General features: G+C 63.5%; 15 protein-coding genes and 1 pseudogene. 9 read left to right on the forward strand and 7 right to left on the reverse strand.

From position 1 onward, the window contains the following. Positions 1-10 precede the first annotated feature (10 nt). The 4 genes from ASF43_RS06310 to ASF43_RS06325 are packed head-to-tail and all read left to right on the forward strand — an operon-like array spanning position 11 to position 4,463. Complete coding sequence (locus ASF43_RS06310) at positions 11-1,213, forward strand: thiolase family protein (RefSeq protein ID WP_056177764.1); 1,203 nt, start codon at positions 11-13, stop codon at positions 1,211-1,213. A gap of 52 nt (positions 1,214-1,265) precedes the next feature. Continuing rightward, complete coding sequence (locus ASF43_RS06315) at positions 1,266-2,828, forward strand: acyl CoA:acetate/3-ketoacid CoA transferase (RefSeq protein WP_200932437.1); 1,563 nt, start codon at positions 1,266-1,268, stop codon at positions 2,826-2,828. A 32-nt stretch (positions 2,829-2,860) separates the two neighbouring features. Then, on the forward strand, positions 2,861-3,643 hold the full coding sequence (locus tag ASF43_RS06320; RefSeq protein ID WP_056178170.1) for a crotonase/enoyl-CoA hydratase family protein: 783 nt from the start codon (positions 2,861-2,863) through the stop codon (positions 3,641-3,643). 55 nt (positions 3,644-3,698) lie between these two features. After that, positions 3,699-4,463 carry an SDR family NAD(P)-dependent oxidoreductase gene (locus ASF43_RS06325; RefSeq protein ID WP_056177767.1) on the forward strand — a complete coding sequence of 255 codons (765 nt, stop codon included), beginning with the start codon at positions 3,699-3,701 and terminating at the stop codon, positions 4,461-4,463. Here ASF43_RS06325 and ASF43_RS06330 read toward each other — a convergent pair whose 3' ends face one another. After that, positions 4,464-5,438: a LysR family transcriptional regulator gene (locus ASF43_RS06330; protein WP_056177769.1), complete on the reverse strand. Its 975-nt coding sequence runs from the start codon at positions 5,436-5,438 to the stop codon at positions 4,464-4,466. Positions 5,439-5,545: 107 nt separating this feature from the next. On the opposite strand from ASF43_RS06330, the gene ASF43_RS32190 reads away from it, so the two are divergent. The 3 genes from ASF43_RS32190 to ASF43_RS06345 all read left to right on the forward strand — a co-directional run bounded on the left by ASF43_RS32190 (position 5,546) and on the right by ASF43_RS06345 (position 8,074). Continuing rightward, a complete protein-coding gene (locus ASF43_RS32190; protein WP_369803242.1) occupies positions 5,546-6,004 on the forward strand; it encodes a MarR family winged helix-turn-helix transcriptional regulator in 459 nt (152 codons plus the stop codon). A gap of 183 nt (positions 6,005-6,187) precedes the next feature. After that, positions 6,188-7,381 carry a formaldehyde dehydrogenase, glutathione-independent gene (fdhA, locus tag ASF43_RS06340; protein WP_056177773.1) on the forward strand — a complete coding sequence of 398 codons (1,194 nt, stop codon included), beginning with the start codon at positions 6,188-6,190 and terminating at the stop codon, positions 7,379-7,381. Between the two features lie 129 nt (positions 7,382-7,510). Beyond that, complete coding sequence (locus ASF43_RS06345) at positions 7,511-8,074, forward strand: MarR family winged helix-turn-helix transcriptional regulator (RefSeq protein ID WP_056177775.1); 564 nt, start codon at positions 7,511-7,513, stop codon at positions 8,072-8,074. A 37-nt stretch (positions 8,075-8,111) separates the two neighbouring features. Here the strand turns inward: ASF43_RS06345 and ASF43_RS06350 are convergent, their stop codons facing one another. Together ASF43_RS06350 and ASF43_RS30450 are read right to left on the reverse strand one after the other, a co-directional pair. Continuing rightward, positions 8,112-9,146, reverse strand: a complete 1,035-nt coding sequence (locus tag ASF43_RS06350; protein ID WP_056178172.1) for an aromatic ring-hydroxylating dioxygenase subunit alpha — start codon at positions 9,144-9,146, stop codon at positions 8,112-8,114. Positions 9,147-9,213: 67 nt separating this feature from the next. Then, positions 9,214-10,596 (reverse strand): ISKra4 family transposase, encoded by a 1,383-nt coding sequence (locus ASF43_RS30450; RefSeq protein ID WP_156373165.1) that lies wholly within the window; start codon positions 10,594-10,596, stop codon positions 9,214-9,216. A 98-nt stretch (positions 10,597-10,694) separates the two neighbouring features. Between ASF43_RS30450 and ASF43_RS32195 the strand changes: the two are divergent. Both ASF43_RS32195 and ASF43_RS31190 read left to right on the forward strand, forming a co-directional pair. Continuing rightward, positions 10,695-11,078: pseudogene (locus tag ASF43_RS32195) on the forward strand (hypothetical protein); the annotation flags it as partial. Beyond that, positions 10,985-11,371, forward strand: a complete 387-nt coding sequence (locus tag ASF43_RS31190; RefSeq protein WP_162241773.1) for a hypothetical protein — start codon at positions 10,985-10,987, stop codon at positions 11,369-11,371. The pseudogene ASF43_RS32195 and the gene ASF43_RS31190, both read left to right, overlap by 94 nt. 93 nt (positions 11,372-11,464) lie before the next feature. On the opposite strand, the gene ASF43_RS06355 is transcribed toward ASF43_RS31190, so the two are convergent. The 4 genes from ASF43_RS06355 to ASF43_RS06370 all read right to left on the reverse strand — a co-directional run bounded on the left by ASF43_RS06355 (position 11,465) and on the right by ASF43_RS06370 (position 19,012). Next, positions 11,465-13,972 (reverse strand): S8 family peptidase, encoded by a 2,508-nt coding sequence (locus ASF43_RS06355; protein WP_056177777.1) that lies wholly within the window; start codon positions 13,970-13,972, stop codon positions 11,465-11,467. 21 nt (positions 13,973-13,993) lie between these two features. Continuing rightward, entirely contained in the window at positions 13,994-14,986 is a 993-nt protein-coding gene (locus ASF43_RS06360) for an AAA family ATPase (protein WP_056177779.1), read from the reverse strand. A gap of 151 nt (positions 14,987-15,137) precedes the next feature. Continuing rightward, positions 15,138-17,162, reverse strand: coding sequence for a phage integrase family protein (locus ASF43_RS06365; protein WP_056177781.1), 2,025 nt, complete (start codon positions 17,160-17,162; stop codon positions 15,138-15,140). 761 nt (positions 17,163-17,923) lie between these two features. Further along, positions 17,924-19,012 (reverse strand): IS110 family transposase, encoded by a 1,089-nt coding sequence (locus tag ASF43_RS06370; protein ID WP_056177783.1) that lies wholly within the window; start codon positions 19,010-19,012, stop codon positions 17,924-17,926. Positions 19,013-20,450: the final 1,438 nt, after the last annotated feature.

Below are 20,450 nucleotides of genomic sequence, written 5' to 3' on the forward strand. Positions count from 1 at the left end.
CCAAGAAACTATGCAAGCATCCATCCCCTACGGGGCCTACTGGTCCACACCGTTTGCCAAATGGCAAGGCTCGCTCGCCGAGCAGAACGCGCTCACCCTGGCCGCCCGTGTCGCGGACGAAGCGTTGGCCTGCCGTGGCGTCGACAAGTCGCTCATCGACCTTGGCATTCTCGGCATCACCAATCCGCAGAAGGGGGGCTTTTACGGGCTTCCGTATGTCACGGGATTGATGGGGTTGGACAGGGTCGCTGGGCCTACGGTCCAGCAGGCGTGCGCGACGAGCGTTCGCTCGTTGCAGATGGCGACGCAGGAGGTCGCTTGTGGCACCAGCTCCTGCGCCTTGCTCGTGATGGCAGACCGGCAGTCCAACGGACCGCTTGTCCACTATCCCAACCCGCGCGGCCCGGGCGGGTACGGGGAGACCGAGCGCTGGGTCCTGGACAACATGGCGCAGGACCCGTACGCACGCAACTCCATGCTGCAGACCGGCGAGAACGCCGCGCGCAAGTACGCCATCGACACAGCCGAGCAGCACGCGGTCAAGTTGCACCGCTTCGAGCAGTACCAGGAGGCGCTCAAGGACGACCGCGCCTTCCAGCGTCGATACATGGTCGACGCGCCCATCGCCGGCCGCGGTCGCAAGGATGAGCGGCGCCTGGAGGCGGACGAAGGTGTATTCGCCACGAGCGCGGAAGGCCTTGCCGCGTTGAAGCCGGTGCTGGATGGCGGCACCGTCACTTTCGGCGCCCAGACGCACCCGGCCGATGGCAACGCAGGCATGCTCGTAACCACGCCCGAGCTCGCCCGCCAGGTGTCCCGCAACCCGGCCATCTCAGTCACGGTTCTCGGCTTCGGCATGGCGCGTGTCGAGCCGGGCTACATGCCGGTCGCGCCGGCACCCGCTGCACTGAGCGCCCTTCAACGCGCAGGCATCACGCCATCGGCCCTGCACGCTGTCAAGACGCACAACCCATTCGCTGTCAACGACATCGTGTTGGCACGGGAAACCGGTTTTGCCTGGGAGCGGATGAACAACTTCGGCAGCTCCATCGTCTGGGGCCACCCGCAGGCGCCTACCGGCCTGCGCGGCGTCATCGAGCTCATCGAGGAGCTTGTCCTGCGCGGCGGCGGCATTGGCCTGTTCACGGGCTGCGCGGCCGGCGACACCGGTCACGCGGTCGTGCTGCGCGTGGACGACAGCAGCCGGGCCTGACACGTAAGCCGCGACCACGGCGCATTTCCAACCGACATCCATCGGAGCAATCTTGAAAGTCATCACATCCGACGACGTGGGCGGGCTCGTTCGCGACGGCGCCACCGTTTTCCTTGGCGGCCTGGCCCTAAGCGGCCTCCCAGAAGCCGTTCTGCAGGGCCTTGAGCGCCACTTCCAGGCCCACGGCTCGCCTCGCAATCTCACGACCTGGGCGTGCGGTGCAATCGGCAACTCCGGCGACGCGGGCATGAAGCACTTCGCGCATCCGGGCATGGTCCGGCGCGTGGTGGCCGGGCACTTCGGGCAGGCCGGCAAGGAAATGATGCGGATGGTCTTCGACGGAGAGGTCGAGGCCTACAACTTTCCCCAGGGTTCCATCTCGCACCTGACGCGGCATATCGCCAGCCGGTCCCCGGGCCTGCTGACGAAGGTAGGTCTTGGCACCTTCGTGGACCCGCGGCAGGAAGGCGGCAAGATGAACAGCAGGTCCACGGAGGACCTCGTGCGCCTGGTCGACTTCCAGGGCGAAGAATGGCTGTTCTACCCCCCACCGCGGGTGGACGTCGCCCTCATCCGCGGAACAGTTGCCGACGAGGACGGCAACATCACGCTGGACAAGGAAGGCATGCTGCTGGAGCAGCTGTCGATTGCGCAAGCGGCAAAGGCTTGCGGGGGCACCGTCGTCGTCCAGGTCGAACGCATTGTGCAAGCCGGAAGCTTGGCTCCCATGCACGTCAAGGTGCCGGCGGCTCTCGTCGACTACGTGGTTGTTGCTGAGCCTCAGCAGCACATGCAAAGCATCTCCACCCAGTACGACCCGGCCTTCAGCGGCCACGTCCGAGTCCCGTTGACGCGGCTCACTCGCATTCCGCTGAATGAGCGCAAAGTGATTGCGCGACGTGCTGCGTTGGAGTTGCGGGCGAGCGCCGCGACCAACCTGGGTATCGGCATTCCGGCAGCCATCCCCGCCGTCGCCGCCGAAGAGGGCGTAGCGCATCTGCTGAAGCTGTCGATTGAGAGTGGGGTCAGCGGTGGCGTCCCCGCCCAGCTTGGCGACTTCGGCATGGCCTACAACGCGACGTCAATCATCGAGCAAAGCGCGCAGTTCGACTGGTATGACGGTGGCGGACTCGGCGTCAGCTTCCTGGGACTTGCGCAAGTCGACGCTGCGGGCAACGTCAACGTCAGCAAGTTCAACGGGCGTCCGGTCGGATGTGGTGGCTTCATCAACATCACGCGGGCAACACCCAACTTGGTGTTCTGCGGCACCTTCACGGCAGGCGGCCTGGAGGTCGAGGTGTCGGACGGCCGCCTGCACATCCGCAAGGAAGGCCAGTCGCGCAAGTTCATCGACCAGGTCGAGCAGGTCACCTTCAACGGGAAGGACGCTGCGCAACGCCAGCAGAACGTGCTCTTCGTCACCGAGCGCGCCGTTCTGCGGTTGGGAGTCGAGGGCCTGGAGCTCATCGAGGTCGCCCCCGGCATCGACCTTGAGCGCGACGTCCTGGCACACATGAGCTTCAGGCCCATCCTACGTGACGTGAAGGTGATGGACCCTGCAATGTTCCAAGACACCTGGGGCGGCCTGCGCAACGCGATGCAGGCCGCGCAATAGACACAGTGGCTGCTAGCTGATTGGACCGAAACTTGAACTCAACAACCCATCCCGACGTCTCGTTCGAGACCAAAGGCGACATCGCTGTTGTCACGCTGTGCCGGCCGGCCAAGCGCAACGCGCTGAGCGACCCTATCATTGCTGCGCTGCGCACCATCTTCGAAACACTGCCCGAGAACATCAAGGCCGCCGTCATCGCGGGAGAAGGCGAGCACTTCTGCGCGGGGCTTGACCTTTCGGAGCTTTCCGAGCGCGACGCCGGCCAGGGGATGCGGCACTCCCGCATGTGGCATGCCGCGCTGGAGCACATCCAGTTCGGCTCTGTACCGGTCGTCGCAGCACTGCACGGCGCGGTTGTGGGAGGAGGCCTGGAGCTGGCAGCCGCGTGCCACATCCGCGTCGCGGACGAAACGACGTTCTTCGCCCTGCCGGAGGGTTCGCGCGGCATCTTCGTTGGTGGAGGTGGCTCCGTCCGAATCCCCAAGCTCATCGGTGCAGCTCGTATGGCCGACATGATGCTGACTGGCCGTGTCTACGACGCAGCGGCGGGCGAGCGCGTCGGCCTGGCGCAGTACCTGGTGCCCCCCGGGAAGTCCTTGGACCACGCCGTGGCTCTGGCCGAGAAGATTGCTGGCAACGCCCCTCTCACCAACTACGCACTCGTGCATGTCTTGCCTCGCATTTCGGAGCAGCCCGCCGACCACGGCTACCTCACCGAGTCGCTGATATCCGGTATCACGCAGAGCGCGCCTGAGGCCAAAGAGCGCGTACGCGCGTTCCTGCAGGGCCGTGCCGAGAAGGTGCAACGCGGCTAGTTCGCCTGCGCCCCCATGTAACCCCAGATACCCGGCGTCGAAGCCGGTTTGAACCATGAACATCCAAGACCAAGCGGCCATCGTCACCGGAGCAGGCTCCGGCCTGGGCGAGGCCGTCGCGCGTGAACTGGCCGGCCGCGGCGCCCGCGTGGCAGTGCTTGACCGAAACCTTGCCGCAGCTGAATGGGTGGCAAGCGAAATTAACGGCCTGGCCATCGAGTGCGACATCACGAACGCGCAGGCGGTGGAAGCCGCGCTGGAGCGGGCTTCCGCAGCGCACGGACCCGCGCGCATTCTGATGAACGTGGCGGGCATCGGCACCGCCAAACGCATCGTTCAGAAGGACGGTCGGGCGGCGCCTCTCGAGGACTTCGAAGCCGTGGTCCGCATCAATCTCATCGGGACCTACAACGTGTGCAGGCTGTTCGCCGCCAGATGCGCGCAACTTCCTCCCGACGAAGGTGGCGAGCGCGGCGCGATGGTGATGACGGCTTCCGTCGCGGCCTTCGACGGCCAGGTCGGCCAGCAGGCGTACAGCGCGTCGAAGGGCGGTGTCGTGAGCATGACCTTGCCGATGGCCCGGGACCTGGCGCAGCACGGCATCCGGGTGTGCACCATCGCTCCAGGCCTGTTTGCCACGCCGCTGCTCAAAGAGCTGCCCGAGGCAGTGCAAGAGAACCTGGCGAAGTCGATTCCGTTCCCGCCACGCCTGGGCAAGCCGAGCGAGTTCGCGGAACTCGCTTGCCACATCGTGACGAACGGGCACCTCAACGGCGAGGTCATTCGCCTGGACGGCGCGCTGCGGATGGCCCCTCGCTGACTAACGGCTGCGGCGGCGCAGGTCACCGTAGAGCTTGCGCTCCAGAGGCAGCCAGCGGTCCGTATCGTCGTTGAACAGCGACACCAACTGCTGCCGAAGCCAAGAGTGGCGTGAATCGTGGTGGTTCCTCCGATGCCAATGCTGGTTCACGCCGAAGACAGGCGGCTTGAACGGGAGTGGGACCAGTTCCACGGCGCCCAGCTCGGCGAAGTACGCCCCTGTCGCAAGGGGCACCACAGCCATCAGGTCGGTCTCGCTGACGATGGACGGAAGGCTCAGGTGGTGCGGGGTCCTGACCACCACGGTGCGCTTGAGTTTGCGGTGCTCCAGAAAGCGCTCGAACAGGTCGTTGGTCCGAGCTGGCGACATCACGACGGCGTGCCCGAGGGAGGTGAAGACGCTCACCGTCATCGGCGCCGCGAGCGCAGGATGCTTGGGTCGCAGCATGCCGACGTAGGTGTGGTTGTACAGGCGTTGCTGGAAGAACGCGTCGGTGTCGATTTCGGGAAAGTAGCCGATGGCCAGGTCGACGCGTCCGGCCTCCATTTCTGCATGCAGCTCCTCTTTGCGGTGCGAAGCGCTCTGCACCGTCACGCGCGGAGCCGTTGTGCGCAGCGTCGCGAGCAAGCGCGGAAGAAAAACCACCTCCGCGACGTCGGCCATCGACAGCGAGAAATGCGCGGACTCGGCCAGTGGGTCGAAGACCTCTTGGTCGAGGATGCCGGACTTCACACGCGACAGGATGTCACGCGCGTTCTCGGCCATGCGAGCGGCTCGGGGTGTTGCCTCCATCCCATTGGCAGTGCGCACGAACAGGGGATTGGCAAAGCGCTTGCGCAAACGGGCGAGCGCGGAGCTCACACCCGACTGGCTCATGTCGAGCAGCTCGGCCGCTCGCGTCACGTTCCGCGTCTCCTCCAAGGCAACGATGAGGCGCAGCGTGTTGAGGTCGAAATCTGGGTCAATCGTTTCCACAGATGATGATAGGCATATGCAACGTCATGAGCGATAGAGAGGTTTCCCGCAACTTGGCTTCGCGCGCTGGTCCCATCGAGCTGGACCTGACCGAAGTGCAAGCCTTGATGACCTATTGGCTGCGGCGCGCGTCCCATAGGCTTTCCCAGGCACATGCATTGGCCGCGGAGCGCCTGAACCTGAAGCCTTACGAGTTCGCAGCCCTGTCGCTCATCGCCGGCAACCCAGGCATCACGTCTTCTCAGCTGTCGACCGCTCTCGGTATGCGCAAGCCTAACTTCGTCGGCGTCCTACGCGACCTCGAAAGCGCGGGGTACGTCGTCAGAAGTGTTCACGCGGAGGATGGGCGAGCGAGTGCGCTTCGTGCCACGCCGACGGGCTTCGCCGCGGTGGCGCGTCTGTCGCCGTTGCTACGGCAGGTGGAAGCCGAGAGTATCGCGGGGCTCACTTCGCGCGAGTCGGCCTGTCTCTTCCGACTTCTGCGCAAGGTCTGCAGCGAACCGCGCTGTCCAGGGTCATCCGCTCCCAGGTCAAACACGCAGCAAGGCCCGAGGGTTAGCCCGTAGTCGCCTTGGCCGACTGACACCAGCGTGAGCCATGGATATCGTCTGCAGGCCTCAAACCGGGGCGCCAGTGGTCGTGCCACTTCAACGCACACGGTGCGACATTGCAAAGGCTGTCGTCAAAGAACGGCCGCCTGACCACCAATGCGTCGCGGCCCAAACCATCCAATCAGGAGAACACATCGTATGGCAGAGAACCGAGGCGTCGTCTACGTCGAACCGGGCAAGGTCGAGGTACGCAACATCGACTATCCAAAGCTTCTCAATCCGCGAGGACGCACGGCGAACCACGGCGTCATCCTGAAGGTCCTGACGACCAACATCTGCGGCTCCGACCAGCACATGGTCCGCGGCCGAACGACCGCCCCCGAAGGTCTCGTGCTGGGCCACGAAATCACCGGCGAGGTCATCGAGGCCGGGAAGGACGTGGAGACGCTGTCGGTTGGCGACATCGTCTCGGTCCCCTTCAACGTCGCGTGCGGCCGCTGCCGCCTTTGCAAGGAACGGCAGACGGGCGTGTGCCTCAACGTCAACGAAGCTCGGCCAGGCGGCGCCTACGGCTATGTGGACATGGGAGGCTGGATTGGGGGCCAGGCGGAGTACGTCATGGTGCCCTATGCGGACTTCAACCTGCTGAAGTTCCCAGACCGCGCTCAGGCCATCGAGAAGATTCGCGACTTGACTTGCCTATCGGACATCCTCCCCACGGGCTACCACGGCGCGGTCACGGCTGGCGTTGGCCCCGGAAGCACGGTGTACGTCGCCGGCGCAGGACCTGTTGGCCTCGCAGCAGCGGCATCAGCCCGCCTCTTGGGCGCCGCGGTCGTCATCGTCGGAGACGTGAACGCAGAGCGTTTGAAACACGCCAAGGCGGTAGGCTTTGAAACCGTTAACGTGTCGCTCGATGCCAGCCTCGGGGACCAAATCGCTGCCATCGTCGGCGTGCCCGAAGTGGACAGCGCCATCGATGCGGTCGGCTTCGAGGCACGGGGCCATGGACACGACGGCGCGCAGCACGAAGCACCAGCGACGGTGCTGAACTCGCTGATGGAAGTGACGCGCGCCGCAGGGAAGATTGGTATCCCTGGCCTCTACGTCACCGACGACCCCGGCGCGGTGGACGCCGCCGCGAAGAAGGGCTCCCTGAGCCTGCGCCTCGGGCTCGGTTGGGCGAAGTCGCATAGCTTCATGACGGGCCAGACCCCGGTGATGCAGTACAACCGCGCCCTGATGCAGGCCATCCTTTGGAACCGAATTGACATCGCGAACGTCGTTGGTGTGAAGGTCATTGGCTTGGATGAGGCTCCCGCCGGCTATGCACAGTTCGACGCCGGCGCGCCGACCAAGTTCGTCATCGACCCGCACGGGCAACTGAAGTAAGCGCCCTCGTTCGGTGGCCGGCGACTGAGACGCTCGCGACACGACTTGTCTGCTGGCCTCAGGGCCGTCGTTTCCTGAGCGCGCAGCGCGCTGAGACACAATCCGGTGCGCAACAAAACGCATCGGAGCATGACCAAAGCACTGTCACCCAAGTTCAAGGGAAAAGGCGCAGACCCCAAGAAGGCGCCCAGTCCCACCATCGACCTTGAGCAGTACGCCCCGGCCTACCTCACGTGGATTGCGAACAAGCTGTCTGGAGGGGCGTCAAACGCTTACTTGCGAGCGTTCGACGTTGGCATCGAAACCTGGCGCATCCTTGTTCTGCTCGCCATCGAAGACGAGCTCACCGCACAGGCCGTTTCCAAGACCATCGGTATGGACAAGGCTTCAGTGAGCCGCGCGCTCAAAAACATGCAGGCCGATGGGCTGGTGACGTTTGGTCTGGACAACAACGACGGCCGGCTGCGGCTTGCGACTATCACCGAGAAGGGCCGCGCTCTTCACAACCAGATTCTGGAACTGGCCCGCGAGCGCGAGCGTGTCTTCTTGTCCGTCCTGGCGAAGCACGAACGCGAGAGCCTTCTGGACTTGCTGCGCCGCCTGCACGACAACCTGCCCAGCGTCGAGAAGGCAACGGCGGAGTTTCTCGAACAGCGCTACCCGCAGGCCGTCACGCGCAGGCCGCGCGGCTGACACGGCCCGCCAGCGCCGCACGGACAGGAAAGAGCGGTCAAGCGGACTCGGCCAGCAACCGCTGAACGACACGGCGGGCACGGTTGCCTCCCGCGTCGACGTGAATGTCAATCCACTCGGGCTTGCCGCCGAACTCCCGTATGTTGCGGTACTGCTCCTCGATGACGATGCGGTCCTCGTCAAAGGTGAAGGCGGTCTGCTGGATGACTGCCTGGCTGTTGTCCGGTTTGTCCGGGTGCCGCGTGCTCGACATGCTCCAGAAGTAGTGGCAGGTGTCCTCGGTCTCCGGAGTGATGCCGTGAAGGCCGCGCATGTGGAAGCCGCCGCGCTCGGGGTCGTCGATGGAATCGGTGCCTGGCTCTATGGCACCGGTCCAGATTTTCAAGTGAGACAGCGCGAACTCGATTTCCTGCCAACGGTCGCAGGTGTCACCGAATGGCCATGCCGCCTTGTAGGTCGGCGGCGGCCGCGAGCCTGGCATCTGCCGGACCACCTTGACCGTGTCGCCATCCTGGGTAACCTTCATGCCGGCGTTCATGTGCAGGCGCGCGTCACCGCCGATGGTCTGCAAGTGCACGTACCCTAGGTGGCTCAGGTCCAGCAAGTTGTCGTGGATGAGCTGCCAGGGTGCCTTGTAGTGGTACGCGCCCGTGCCAAATTTATACCGCGGATCGTTGTGCCAAGGGTAGTTTGGAGCTTCGGTAGTCGGGGCGCCGCCGGCCTCCTTGGGCATCCAAATCCACAGGATGTGGTTCTTCTCGGCAATGTGGTACGCCCGGACTTTGGCCTTGCTCGGTATACGGTCCTGCCCCGGAATCTCCAGGCACTGGCCGTTGGGCGCGTAGAGCATGCCGTGGTAACCACAGCGCACGCCTTGCGCTTCCACCGTGCCGCACGACAGCGGCAGCGAGCGGTGGCAGCAGCGGTCCTCCAATGCGGCTACCTGGCCGTCGGCCGTGCGGAACAGCACCACTCGCTGGTTCAGGAACATTCGCCCCACGGGCTTGTCGGTCACATCGGTGGAGAAACCGGCCATGTACCACTGGTTCAGCGGAAACTTGGGCGGGGTCATGGAGGCCGACACCGGCTGGATGGGGATGTATTGGGCAGTCGTCAACGACAGCGGGCCAAACCGGGGGCTATGCCTGTAGGTATGGACGCAGGAAGGGATCATCCCAGCCATTCAACTTTGCTGGAGGACGCCATGGAACTGCGAATGCTCTGGGCCGCAACTCGCCGTTCAAATCAGTGACGCGCACCTGTGCGAGAAGATGCGCCCCTTGATCAGACCACCGCATCTGTCGCTTCTTGGCCATCCTCAGGCTCACGACCTGATTGACGGCTGATTCAGCGATGGCACTGCTTATTGGGAGGTTCCTGTGGTGCCGTCGGCAATAGTTGACGAGGTACCTGTCGTTCAAGCTTAGGTAGCCCCATGTGCGTCTGACGCTCCAATACAGGTTGAAGTACTCGAGTTCGTCCTTGCCGTCCAAGACGTCGTGGATCTCCTTCAGCCTTGCTACCGCCGCGCCGGCCTTCCCGTGCCACGTCAGCCACTTGCACGCTTGTACTTCGTCTCGGAGCAGACGTCCATTCGGTGCAAGCATCCGCGGGAACTTCAGCGCGCATAGTTCGATCGATCGAAACTTCATTGCGATGTGGAACCAGTCCAAGATGCGACACAGCGGCCGAGCAGTGCCATCGACGGCCTTCTGAAATTCACCTGCGCCGTCGCTGACGACGGTGACCCGCTCGTCATGTCCAACCCCGCAGCTGTCGAGAAACTGGTCAAGGCGTGCCGACGAAGAAGGGACTTGGTTGTGAACGTAGGAGTACAGACGCGTCGTCCCTCCCTGGAAGCAGGCTCGGCCCACGACGACGTTGACGTTCCGGTTGTGGCGGCGCGGTGGGCAGCAATGCTTGAGCCACCCTGAATCAACGGCGACCGCCGTGACTGGAGGCATCTGCGGCTGGGGGTTCGAAGAAGGCCGTTCAGATGCCAGCTCGAGCTCCTGACCAACCACACGAACGCGCCGCTTCACCCCGGTAACAGAGATCGCTTGCTCAACGGGGAGAACTTCCCGCAAAAGAGAGCATGCATCGGCATAGGAGAGGTGCGCGGCCCATTTAACCTGCAGGTACTCCAGTTCCGGCGTCATCCCATGCGGGACGACTTTCGAGAGGGGACTGAACGTCGCGCCGTCCGGCTGGCCGGCGCAGGAGCAATAGCGCACGCGGGGGCTCGGCACTTGGACGAGGCCGAACGCAGTTCGGATCTTCCGCTGATGCCAGCCTTTCAAGCTGAGCTTCGCGTCGCATACTTCGCAGCGCGCATGGCCGCAGGATATCCCTGCGCACTGGCCCCTCACGAAGTAGCGTTGTGCCGCAGCCAACAACGCTTTCCCCTCGGCCAAGCTCATGCCAATTGGATCCGTGGTGAGCTCGCGCTCAAAAGCACAGAGCTGAACACGCTCTGTTTGCTCTCTGTCATCGACAAGATGTGCTTCGATGATGATCCGCATGGCAGGCCTCCAGACGTTCGTTGGCCAACGATTCTGATCCTGCTACGGCTTTCTGCTAGCCCCCACTTTGGCCCGCTCTCGTCCACGGCCGCCGCGCCGGATTCTCGCCGCGCGTGGTGCGCGAGAGCGAGACCGCCCAAGTGCTGCTGTGCCTGGTGGCGGCCGGGGTCGGGGGCTCGATCGCTCCGCGCGAACTGGCGCTGCAGGAAACGGTCGAAGGCGTGGTGTTCAAGCCGCTCGACGATGGTGCGGTCCGGCCCAGCCACGGAATAGCGTGGATGCAACACAACGCCAACCCTGCGTTGCGCTGCGCGACCTTCTGGCGCTCGACCTCCACCCGGCGACCGTATGACCGGGCCCGCCCGCTACCTGGACATCCTGGCGAAGGATGGCTTTGCTTGAGAAGGATGGAAAGCAGGATCGCGTCATCGAACTGCGAGCCCTCTTTGACCCTCTTACTGCGCGTGCAAAGCCGCTGCTGAAGATCCGTAACAAGACTGTCGCGCATATCGATGCAAAGGAGACAACCAAAGACTTCTTCGCCGCCAACGAACTTCATTGGCACGAGGTCCGAGCGGTGCTTGACGACACGATCGCGCTGATCGTCAGAATCGCAGATGCAAAGGATGCGGTAGAACTGGGCATACCACCGGATGGAAGGCTTCGCGACGCTACGTTCCATGTGTTAGCCACGCTGAGGACTTCAAGTGCATCACAGCCCGCGAGGACTCCAGCCATGATCGCCAGGACATCAGAAGGCAAGGCGCCTGTGTAACCGACACTCGGAACCTGGCCGGGCAGCAGGTCCTCATGCTCACCGCTTCATTGAAGCTCACAGCGCGCGATCGCGCTGCAGTGGTCCGGACCTTCAAGCCCCGGCTGGAATGTCGATCGCAACTGGTGCTGTGATCTGCTGTGCGACCACCGCGTACAGGTCCTGCTGAACCTCTGGTGCCTCGATCGAAACGACGAGGCTGTACCTCGCAGCCCGCTCAAACCGCTCGTGGCGAGGACGGTTTCGCCACCAGCCCATTGCGGGAAATACAGCGATCTGCCCACGGTTAGCGAGTGCCGCGGCCGTTCCACTCCAGCTATCGCTGACCAAAGACCCACGTGCACGCGTGCGCTCTCCGACAGTCCAGCCTGCGTCTGCGCCACCGGCCGCAGGGAGGCCCTGCTCTTCTGCTGCGGCCTGTGCGTTGATACGTCCGCGGAAGGTGGCCTCAGTCTCCAAAGGACGCCGAACTGCGAACCGTAGCGCATGCGATTGATACGCATACTTGTCGATGCCGCCGCGCTCGCCAGGGTTTGGCTCGATGAAATACGAAAGCGTGATTCGCAGTCTCACCTGCGCTTCTCCCAGAGCTTCAAGCAGCTCGGTCGGCCACGGCAGGTCGTGCAGGTGCATGTCGCGGGTGCGGACCACCGAGCCCACCTTCTGGTACGGCTGCAGTTGATCCTGGACGATCAATGTGAGCGAGTTGCTTGCGCTGTACAGCGCCCGTTCCAGGCTGGGGACGCCATACCCGCAATGTCGAAGCAGCTGCCGCATGTTGGCTTGGTTGCGAACTGCGTTGGGATTGTAGGCGTCGAGCATGGGCTGGGTCCAACGTGCAGAGTGAACCATGAGCGCTCGGATGGTTTCAGGCCAGTAGTCGGCATACGCAGCCTGGATCCGGGCGGCCATGCCCGCTGCCAGAGCGGTGGATGCACTCGTGGCCCAACTTGACGTGAACAGGCGATCGTGAGGTTGGTGGTTAGTCGTCAGAAGCGACAAGCTCTCCAACTGGCTTGTGAAGCCGCTCCCATCGACCGCCGCATTGCCGCCTTCCATCACGATGTCCGGCTTGAAAGGCCACCCCGTCTGCCAAGTGGACGAGGTCGTCGTATACGGACTCAGCGCACCGGCAGCAGCGATGGGGGTGTACAGATGGCCAAAGGCTTCAGAGATCGATGTGAGCTCAGAGTACGCGCCGACGGTTAGAGCGTTCCAAGCTTGGCCTGGATCATGCACCATGTTTGTCGAGAGGCTGGCCGGGTAATCGCCCCAGGCACTGGAATCTTGCGTGTTTCCCGCGCAGAGCACGAAAAGGCGCGGCGACTCGCCCTGCCCCTCGTAGTCGCATGCAAGCCGGTCAACCTCTGCGGACCACGACGACGGGCGTCCTCGATCACGGCCGTCGGTGGACGACACAGCCATCGCAAACACCCGACGCCGATCCTGTGCAGCAATCTCAACACGTGCGACAGCTTCTGCCGTGATCGCACCGTAGGACTGGCCATCGTTGTCGCCCGGACCTTGCAAGATCTTCACTGACTCGAGCCGATGCGGCACAGAGAGCGCGGCAGTGTCTGAGATCGCTGGCGTCAGGTCGCCGAACAATGCCAAGCCGGCTAGCTCTGTGCCGTGGCCATTGGCGTCATCCGGTCCCCAACCAGGCTCCACGGTGTACCGGTCCTCGGCATCGAGCACTGGGGCCAGCAGTGGGTGCCCGTGGTTGACGCCTGTGTCCAGCAAAGTGACGTACGAGTTGCCCGCATGCTGCGGCACGAGGCGAGCCTGCAGATCCGCACCCCACTCCGCTTGTTCGTTCAGCGGGAGCGCCGCGAAAAACTCCGCGGTCGTCTTAGCTCGACGCAGCTCCGCAACCATGTTCAGAACCAGCGACGAACGAAGCAACTGCGCTTTGCTGCCGTGCATCAGCACGACCGAACGTTCTGGAAAGTGCAGCGCGCGTTCCCGTACAAGGAGGCCGGCCAATTCAGCGACCGTGCGGAAGTCCGCAATGATCTGCGGCCTGTGCTCCCCGGCAGGAAGCCACGCTTCCCACCAGATCGACTCGCCGTCATTGAGGGGCAGCGCCCCGGCATCATCAGTCCACAGCGATTCAAACGTGGCAACGCGCACCGAGCGGATGGCATCGATCAGCGAATGATTGTCGAGAGAACGGCCGCCAGCACCTGTGCGGTGCTCTGCATAGGCAGCGATCAGCTTTTCAAAGTGCGTCAGTTTGCCCTGGGGCACGAACACGGTGGCCAGCACTTGGTCGTCCTGCTCACGCACGTTCATGAGTTCAATGCCCTGCCGATCGCGGGCCAGGCTTTCAGCAGCCAACTCTACGCCCTGTTGGCTTTCGAATTCAATCTGGATGCCAATTGCAGTTTGCACTCCCGCAGCCTTCTGCTCATCGACGCGCTGGAGCTGAACGACCTCTACCTGCGCGAACTGCGCACGCAACTTCTGCGCGTGTTGTCCACGCGGCTGCGCCGGAACCGCAGCCTTGACGACGACGGCCTTCTTGGCGGTATATCCCTCGGTAGAGCGGGTGTTATGGGGAAAGAGGTGCGGACGTCGCTGTTGATTCTCAGTGGCCATGAAGAATAATCGCGCTTACTCTTAGCTGCCGGCGGTTCGGCGGCGTACGGCCTGGCGCTGTTGCAGTAGGGCTCGCATCGCTTCGACCGGGACGGTCTCCAGGTCATGCATCACTGCCTCTTTGACCGCGTCGTTGATCGCGCGCGCGATCTCCGCATGGCTCAGGCCTGATGCCTCCGATGCGAGCTCTGCGAGATCTTTCTTCGACTTGACGTAGGCGGCCAGGCGTATGCGCAGGAGAGCCTGCACCTCTGCTGCAGACGGCACGTGGTATTCGACCACGTCGTCGAAACGCCTGAAGAGCGCTTCATCCAGGATGTCCGGGTGGTTCGTCGCCGCAACGATGACGCTGTTGGAATCGTCCTGCTCGATCATTAGCAAGAAGCTGTTCAAAATCCGGCGGACCTCGCCCACGTCATTGGCCATGCCACGCTGGCTACCGATTGCGTCGAACTCGTCAAAGAAGTAGACGCCACGCGTGGAAGCCACAGCGTCAAAGACCTGGCGTAGCTTTGCCGCGGTCTCCCCCATGAACTTGGTGATGAGTGCGTCCAAGCGAACCACGAACAGCGGAATGCCGAGCTCTCCGGCCAGCGCTGCGGCGGTCATCGTTTTGCCCGTGCCCGACGGGCCAACGAGCAAAAGCTTGCGCCGCGGGTGCAGGCCGTGGCTGCGCAACTTGGACAAGTGCCTCTGCTCCTTGAGCACGCGCTGCAGGCTCTGCTGCAACGTGTCAGACAACACCATGTCGCTCAATCGTCGCGACGGGTAGGTGACGCTGAGCAGCCCTGCGAGCTCGCCCTTGGGCCTCGCGATCGGGGTCGCGCCTTCGCTGTTGCCTGAGCTGCGGCGCGATTTTGCGGCATCGATCAAGTCGCGCAGCTCCTCGGCGAGTTTGCCGTGCCCTTGTTTCGCCTCATGAGCCGCCATCTGCATGGCCACCGAGTAGAAATGGCGATCGTCGCCCTCCGCGTGAGAACGCAGCAGTGCTTTGAGTTGATCGCCGTTTGCCATGGTTCTCCCATTGTCCTGCACTCTGGCCGATTTGATCAGTCGTCGGCTCGAAAGGCCAATTCGAAGACTGCCAGAAGATGCCGCCGTCCGCACGAGGGCAGCGAATCAGACGGCCAGCTCGCTGTAAGCCAATCGCGGATGCCAGGTGCGTTCAGGACCGCCCCCAGAACCTGGCCATTGCCTTCATGCGCCGCTTCTCCTCGGTCGTCACGTAGACCGTTGTCGTCGCCAACGATGCGTGCCCCAGGATCTCCTTCTCAATTTCCACACGGATGCCGCGTGCGATCGCATGTGATGCATGGGTGTGCCGCAGCCAATGCGTGCTGGCTCTCCGCAGCCGGTCGGCCCCCTTTTCATCTCCCAGCGAATCCAGCACCCGCCCACACTCCTCGAAGAACCGTTTGAGCTGGTCGTACAGCGTGTTGGTCGCGATCCCATGCTTGGGATCGTCCCCGTGCCGCTCCTGCAGCGACGGCGCCACCGCTTCCAGGTCGGCAGCCTTGCCCAGCAGGTAGGCACCCTGGTTGACCCCAGCCTCTGGGTCGGGGTCAAGGCCTCGGGCGATCAGGTAGTCCGCCAGCTGCCCGACGACGTCGACGGGCACCGGCACTTGCCGTAGCTTCTGTCCCTTTCCCACAACGTTGAGTAGCCAACCCTCCACGTGCTCCGCATCCTCGCTGTCCGGCGGGTACTCCACCCATTGCAGGTGGTCGACCTTAGCGGCCACTGCCTCCGACAGCCGCAACCCCGTGGCGTACAGAAGTGCCAACGCCAGCTTCAACCGCTGGGAGGTCGAGCGCTCGCGCTGCATGTCGGCCTGCTCGCAGATGAACTGCCACTGCGCCATCGTGAAGCTGCGGCCCGTGTTCATCTTGGGCAGCGCTGACCGCGGTACCGTGATGCCGCTCCACGGATTGCCCATAAGGTAGTTCTTGTCCACCCAGTAGGCATACAGGTTCTTCAGCACGGTCAGAGCATGGCGCTGCGCCGCGGCCGACAACGGCCCTTCATACGGCCGCCACAGTGGCGACCAGCGCTCTCGGTTGCGCTGCCCGCACCAGCGCGACCGCGGCAGCGGATCTCCCAAGAAATCCCGGTACGCAGTGCAGTCCTCGGTCGTCATCGAGGACAGCGGCTTGCGCCGTTCGATGACGGCCCACAGCAAGAAGCGCTCGGCCTCCTTGCGGTAGGCCCGCTGCGTGTGCGATAGCGTCGTGAGCCAGTCCAACGTGGACTCCACCCCCAGGTCGCGCCCGCGGCGTTTGGCCTTGGACTGGGCCTGCTGCGCCGGCGACGCCCCATTCTTCGAGCGCAGCCAGGTGAGGATGGCCTCGTAGTCGTTGCGCGCGGTCATCAGGCACTGGGCCTGCGGCCGGCGGTACACGCCCGCGCGACCGTCGAGCTCGGCGGGCACCAGCAGCTTCTCCAAAGGCCGTACATCGGTGGCCGGCTCCACCACCTTCTGCAGCTCGTGCCGGAACACTTTTCCCCGGGCCAAGGCTACATGCCCGCCGATGGCCAAGCCGAGCGAGTCCTGGTGCTCGGTGAGCCAACGCTGCACGCGCGCGGCTTTGGCCGTCCCCAGGCCGCGGATGGACGCAGTCCAGTTCCGCCCCACCCCATTGATGCGCTCCACCAACTGATGCAGCGTAAAGATTCCCACAGCTTCTAGCCGCCCGGACACGTTCGGGTTCAGCCAGGCGGCTACGGCGTCGCCCGCGCGCGGTGGCTGGGCCACCAGCTGCTCGAGCCAGCGCAGCGCATCGAGCTGGCGGGCAATGAGCTTCGCGCGGCGTCCCTGGCGCACGTTGGCCTTGCCGAACTCCGCTTCGAAGGCCTCAATCTGATCGGCCTCGGAGAAGTCTTCCAGGCCGCGTTCGGCCGCGAAGTCCTCCAGCGATGGCAAAACGGGCTCGGGGTCCGCGAGCCGGCGCACATCCATGAGGATGAGCCGCGCCGTGCCGTGCCGGTCCTCGCGGCGCGCGGCCGCGGCGAAGGCGTCGCGGATCCAGTCGATGGTGCCCTTGACCAGGCGCAGGTCGGTGGCCAGGCCTTCCACCAGCAAGTAGCGGTCCCAAGCGTCGCGCAGCGCGATGCCCTGCACGAGCGCGCGCATGAAGGCGAAGTGGGCGATGCCCAGCTTGCGGGTGCGGGCGTTGGAGACCTGGGCCTTCATGCCCCCGCGGCGCGCGTGTAGCCGAGCGCGCGCCCTCCTCTTTTGCTTGCGCGAGGCGCGCCGGCGCAGTGCGAACGCAACGAACGGTGCGCCCTGACCTTCGTGATTTGTCTTGTCGCATCAAGCACTTGGAAGCCCTCCGACCTGCCCCAGTTCAAAACCCTGGGTTTACGGACAATAATTTTATAGTGTTGATAAGGATACTAATCAACCAGCCATTGGACAAAAGGTTTTCAGAGAGCTCCGGGCCATCCTCCCAGAAGAAACACTTTATGAGGCTCTGCGTGAAGAAGTTTCTGACGCGCTTGCCCGAGGCACGCTACCGATTTGTTAAAAGTCAGTCTTCTGCGTTCTGATCTATGCATAGATCGCTTACCTGCTCTCAAACGAACAGATTTGACTCCCTCACACCGAAGACATCCCACCATTGACGACACCAAATACCCACAAATCGCCTAACTCATTTACAGGGACTTCCCGTCTCGTCAACAGCGGCTTATGGGTGTTCCTCCTGATAAACGGTATTCGCATTCATTGATCGCAGACGCACGATGGATTCAGAAGCCACCGCAAACGGACAGACTGCACATCTACAGGCGGGCTTGTGTCGGCCGAATGGTCCGATGCCCCAGATACGAACCGCTCAGCAGGACTCCATTCGTTCCTCGTGCTTGAAGCACGGACGAGTTATCGAGCTCACCTGCTGCCGGTCTGACCTGTGGTGGTTATCTGCTTTCGCACGTCCAACTCAGAGAATCAGTTCATACCAGTTGCGGCTTTTGCCGCGCCGCGGGTATCTGCGGCACATGGTCGGGGTCGAACTGGCCATCGCGCGTGAGCACGGCCCACAGGATGCGCGCATTCTTGTTGGCCAAGGCCACCACGGCCTTTTGCCAGCCGACACGTTCCCTCAATTGCACCAGCCACAGGCTGATGCGGTCGCTGCGTTTGGCCGCACTCATCACGGCCGACTTGGCGCCCTGGATCAGCAAGGTGCGCAGGTAGTCGTCGCCACGTTTGGTGATGCCCCCGAGCCGGGCCTTGCCGCCGGTGGAGTTCTGGCTGGGCACCAGCCCGAGCCAGGCGCCGAACTGGCGCGCATTGGCAAACTGGCCGAACTCGCCGACGCTGGCAACCAATGCCGACGCCGTGGTCGGACCGATGCCCAGCAACGTGGCCGCCTTGGTCGCCCGCGCGTCGGCGCGCACATGGGCGGCAATGCGCTCGTCGCACCAAGCGATCTGCAGGTCGATGTCAATCCAGTGCGGGTGCGCGCGTTGCAAGGCCAGTCGTGCCACGCCGGGGATCTCGTTGCTGGCATCCTCGATCACGCCGGCCAGCACCAGGCGCAGCGCATCGGGGCCTTGGGCGAAGACCAATCCGAACTCGGCCAGCAGGCCGCGAATGCGGTTGATCAACGCCGTGCGTTCTTCCTTGAAGCCTTCGCGCAGGCGGTGCACGGCCAACTGGCCCTGCTGCTCTGTCGTCTTGACCGGCACGAAGCGCATGTGCGGGCGACCAGCGGCCTCGCAGATGGCAGCGGCATCGTTGGCGTCGTTCTTGCCGCTCTTGCCGGCCATGCGGTAAGGCGTGACGAAGTTTCCGGCGATCAACCGGGCATCCAGACCCAGCAAGCGCAACCGGCGGGCCACGTGGTGCGCACCGCCACAAGTCTCCATCGCCACGACACATCCGTTCGGCAGTTCGGCGCACCAGGCAAAGAACCGATCCAGCGGCATTGCCTTGGCCAGCACGACGCGGCCCTGCACATCGACCGCATGCACTTGGTAAATCCGCTTGGACAGATCCACCCCTACCCGCACAACCGGCGCCCGTGTAATCTCCGTCATGGACTTCCCCTTTTCCGTTTCAGATTGAACTTCCGCGAGTCAATCTTGGTGCCTGGACACCGTGTTGGGACTGGGGAAGTCCCTTCGTATTCGTTTTAAGTTAACATTCTTTTGTCTAAGAATGAGCTTACGCCAGAGGTTATTAAGCGATCGATTCGGACTAAAAATGGCGAGATCCTCATGCGACGGATTACCAGAGGCGGGTAGCATCGAGCAAACTTATTAATACACTCAATCACCGGTAAGCGGCGCCTATTTTAAGAAGAAATAGTTTCATCCCTGCCGCATTAAACTATTTAAGCCTAAAGTTCAAACGCCCAAAAATGAGAGAGGAGTTCTATGGAAAAGGTTGTGCCCCGATATTGCCGAAGAGTGTGAAGGGACAGGCGTACAAGCGATGGACCATAGCCGCTTAGTCGGGGACATGAACGTCACGGGCCAGCCATTCGTTTATTGCGCAAACAAGAATTCCTGCTTCGCGCGCACACGCCGAAGAAAAACGTAGCTCGCTATCGCAGGCCAGGACGTTGGCAAAATAGCTGCGGCCGGAGGCAGGGAAGCCGCTGTAGGGCAGCTCTCGGGCGGCCGCCGCAGCCAGTCCCGACGTCGATCAGTCAGTTGGCCTCCCGCACGTGATCAGACCGCGCATTCCACTGATAGCAGGCCCCTATTCCAGACGATGGCGTGCAGCAGTCCACGCGGATTGCGGGCAGCGATCCACGCGCTGGCGGGGAGCCGCGTGCGGCTCGGAGTGATGGCGGCGATGGTCCCGGTGGGTAATCGGTGCGCCGGGGGCGATGAGAGCGTTTCGATTACGTGCTCGGAAGCTCTGTCCGCGGCGGCGGTCGGTGGGTGCGACGAACTGAGCGCGGCGGGCGAAGCGGTGCTGCGCACAGCGCTGGCGTCAGCCGCCCGGTCCGATGTTCTGAGCCGTGGCGGCCTCAGCGGTGCCGGTGCTATCGGCGGCATGGCCGCGCCGCATGGACTCGCCCTTCTAACGCGATCTTGCGCGCACCATGCATACGCGGTCCAAGATCGCGTTGGCCAGCGTAGGCTAGCAGCCCAGCCAAGCGTGCCAAACCAACGGCGACAACTGGCTAATGATAATGGACGTCCCGCTGTTCACATGGTCATCCAGCCCAGCAGGTCGCTGCGCTCTTGCGCGGCCACCCATCAGGGCGTGGCCAGCTCGGCCATCGGCGAATTGTTCAGCCGCGCGAGGCGCGACAGTCAATGTTCTGCGCGGCCGGGCCATCCGCTTGTCATCGCGCCAGTTGACCTCGCGCTGCACCGGCAACGCCCGCGCGGCATGGAACTCCAGATCGGCTACCGCGTGCATGGTAGCCGGATCATGCCGTGCGGCCATCTGCCAAGCCCGGTCTACCTCGTGGCCGGACGCGCTCACGATGTCGCGCAGGTTCTGACAGGCTCCGGCCGG

Source organism: Pseudorhodoferax sp. Leaf267, assembly GCF_001422405.1.
In the GTDB taxonomy this organism is placed as follows: domain Bacteria; phylum Pseudomonadota; class Gammaproteobacteria; order Burkholderiales; family Burkholderiaceae_C; genus Pseudorhodoferax.

What these genes read in the sequence shown, in the direction of transcription:
- ASF43_RS32190 (WP_369803242.1), top strand. Translation starts at nt 5,546, where the DNA reads ATGACCTATTGGCTGCGGCGCGCGTCCCATAGGCTTTCCCAGGCACAT.
- ASF43_RS06325 (WP_056177767.1), top strand. Translation starts at nt 3,699, where the DNA reads ATGAACATCCAAGACCAAGCGGCCATCGTCACCGGAGCAGGCTCCGGC.
- ASF43_RS06355 (WP_056177777.1), bottom strand. Translation starts at nt 13,972, where the DNA reads ATGGCCACTGAGAATCAACAGCGACGTCCGCACCTCTTTCCCCATAAC.
- ASF43_RS06370 (WP_056177783.1), bottom strand. Translation starts at nt 19,012, where the DNA reads ATGACGGAGATTACACGGGCGCCGGTTGTGCGGGTAGGGGTGGATCTG.
- ASF43_RS31190 (WP_162241773.1), top strand. Translation starts at nt 10,985, where the DNA reads ATGGCTTTGCTTGAGAAGGATGGAAAGCAGGATCGCGTCATCGAACTG.
- ASF43_RS06310 (WP_056177764.1), top strand. Translation starts at nt 11, where the DNA reads ATGCAAGCATCCATCCCCTACGGGGCCTACTGGTCCACACCGTTTGCC.
- fdhA (WP_056177773.1), top strand. Translation starts at nt 6,188, where the DNA reads ATGGCAGAGAACCGAGGCGTCGTCTACGTCGAACCGGGCAAGGTCGAG.
- ASF43_RS06345 (WP_056177775.1), top strand. Translation starts at nt 7,511, where the DNA reads ATGACCAAAGCACTGTCACCCAAGTTCAAGGGAAAAGGCGCAGACCCC.
- ASF43_RS30450 (WP_156373165.1), bottom strand. Translation starts at nt 10,596, where the DNA reads ATGCGGATCATCATCGAAGCACATCTTGTCGATGACAGAGAGCAAACA.
- ASF43_RS06350 (WP_056178172.1), bottom strand. Translation starts at nt 9,146, where the DNA reads ATGACCCCGCCCAAGTTTCCGCTGAACCAGTGGTACATGGCCGGTTTC.
- ASF43_RS06365 (WP_056177781.1), bottom strand. Translation starts at nt 17,162, where the DNA reads ATGAAGGCCCAGGTCTCCAACGCCCGCACCCGCAAGCTGGGCATCGCC.
- ASF43_RS06360 (WP_056177779.1), bottom strand. Translation starts at nt 14,986, where the DNA reads ATGGCAAACGGCGATCAACTCAAAGCACTGCTGCGTTCTCACGCGGAG.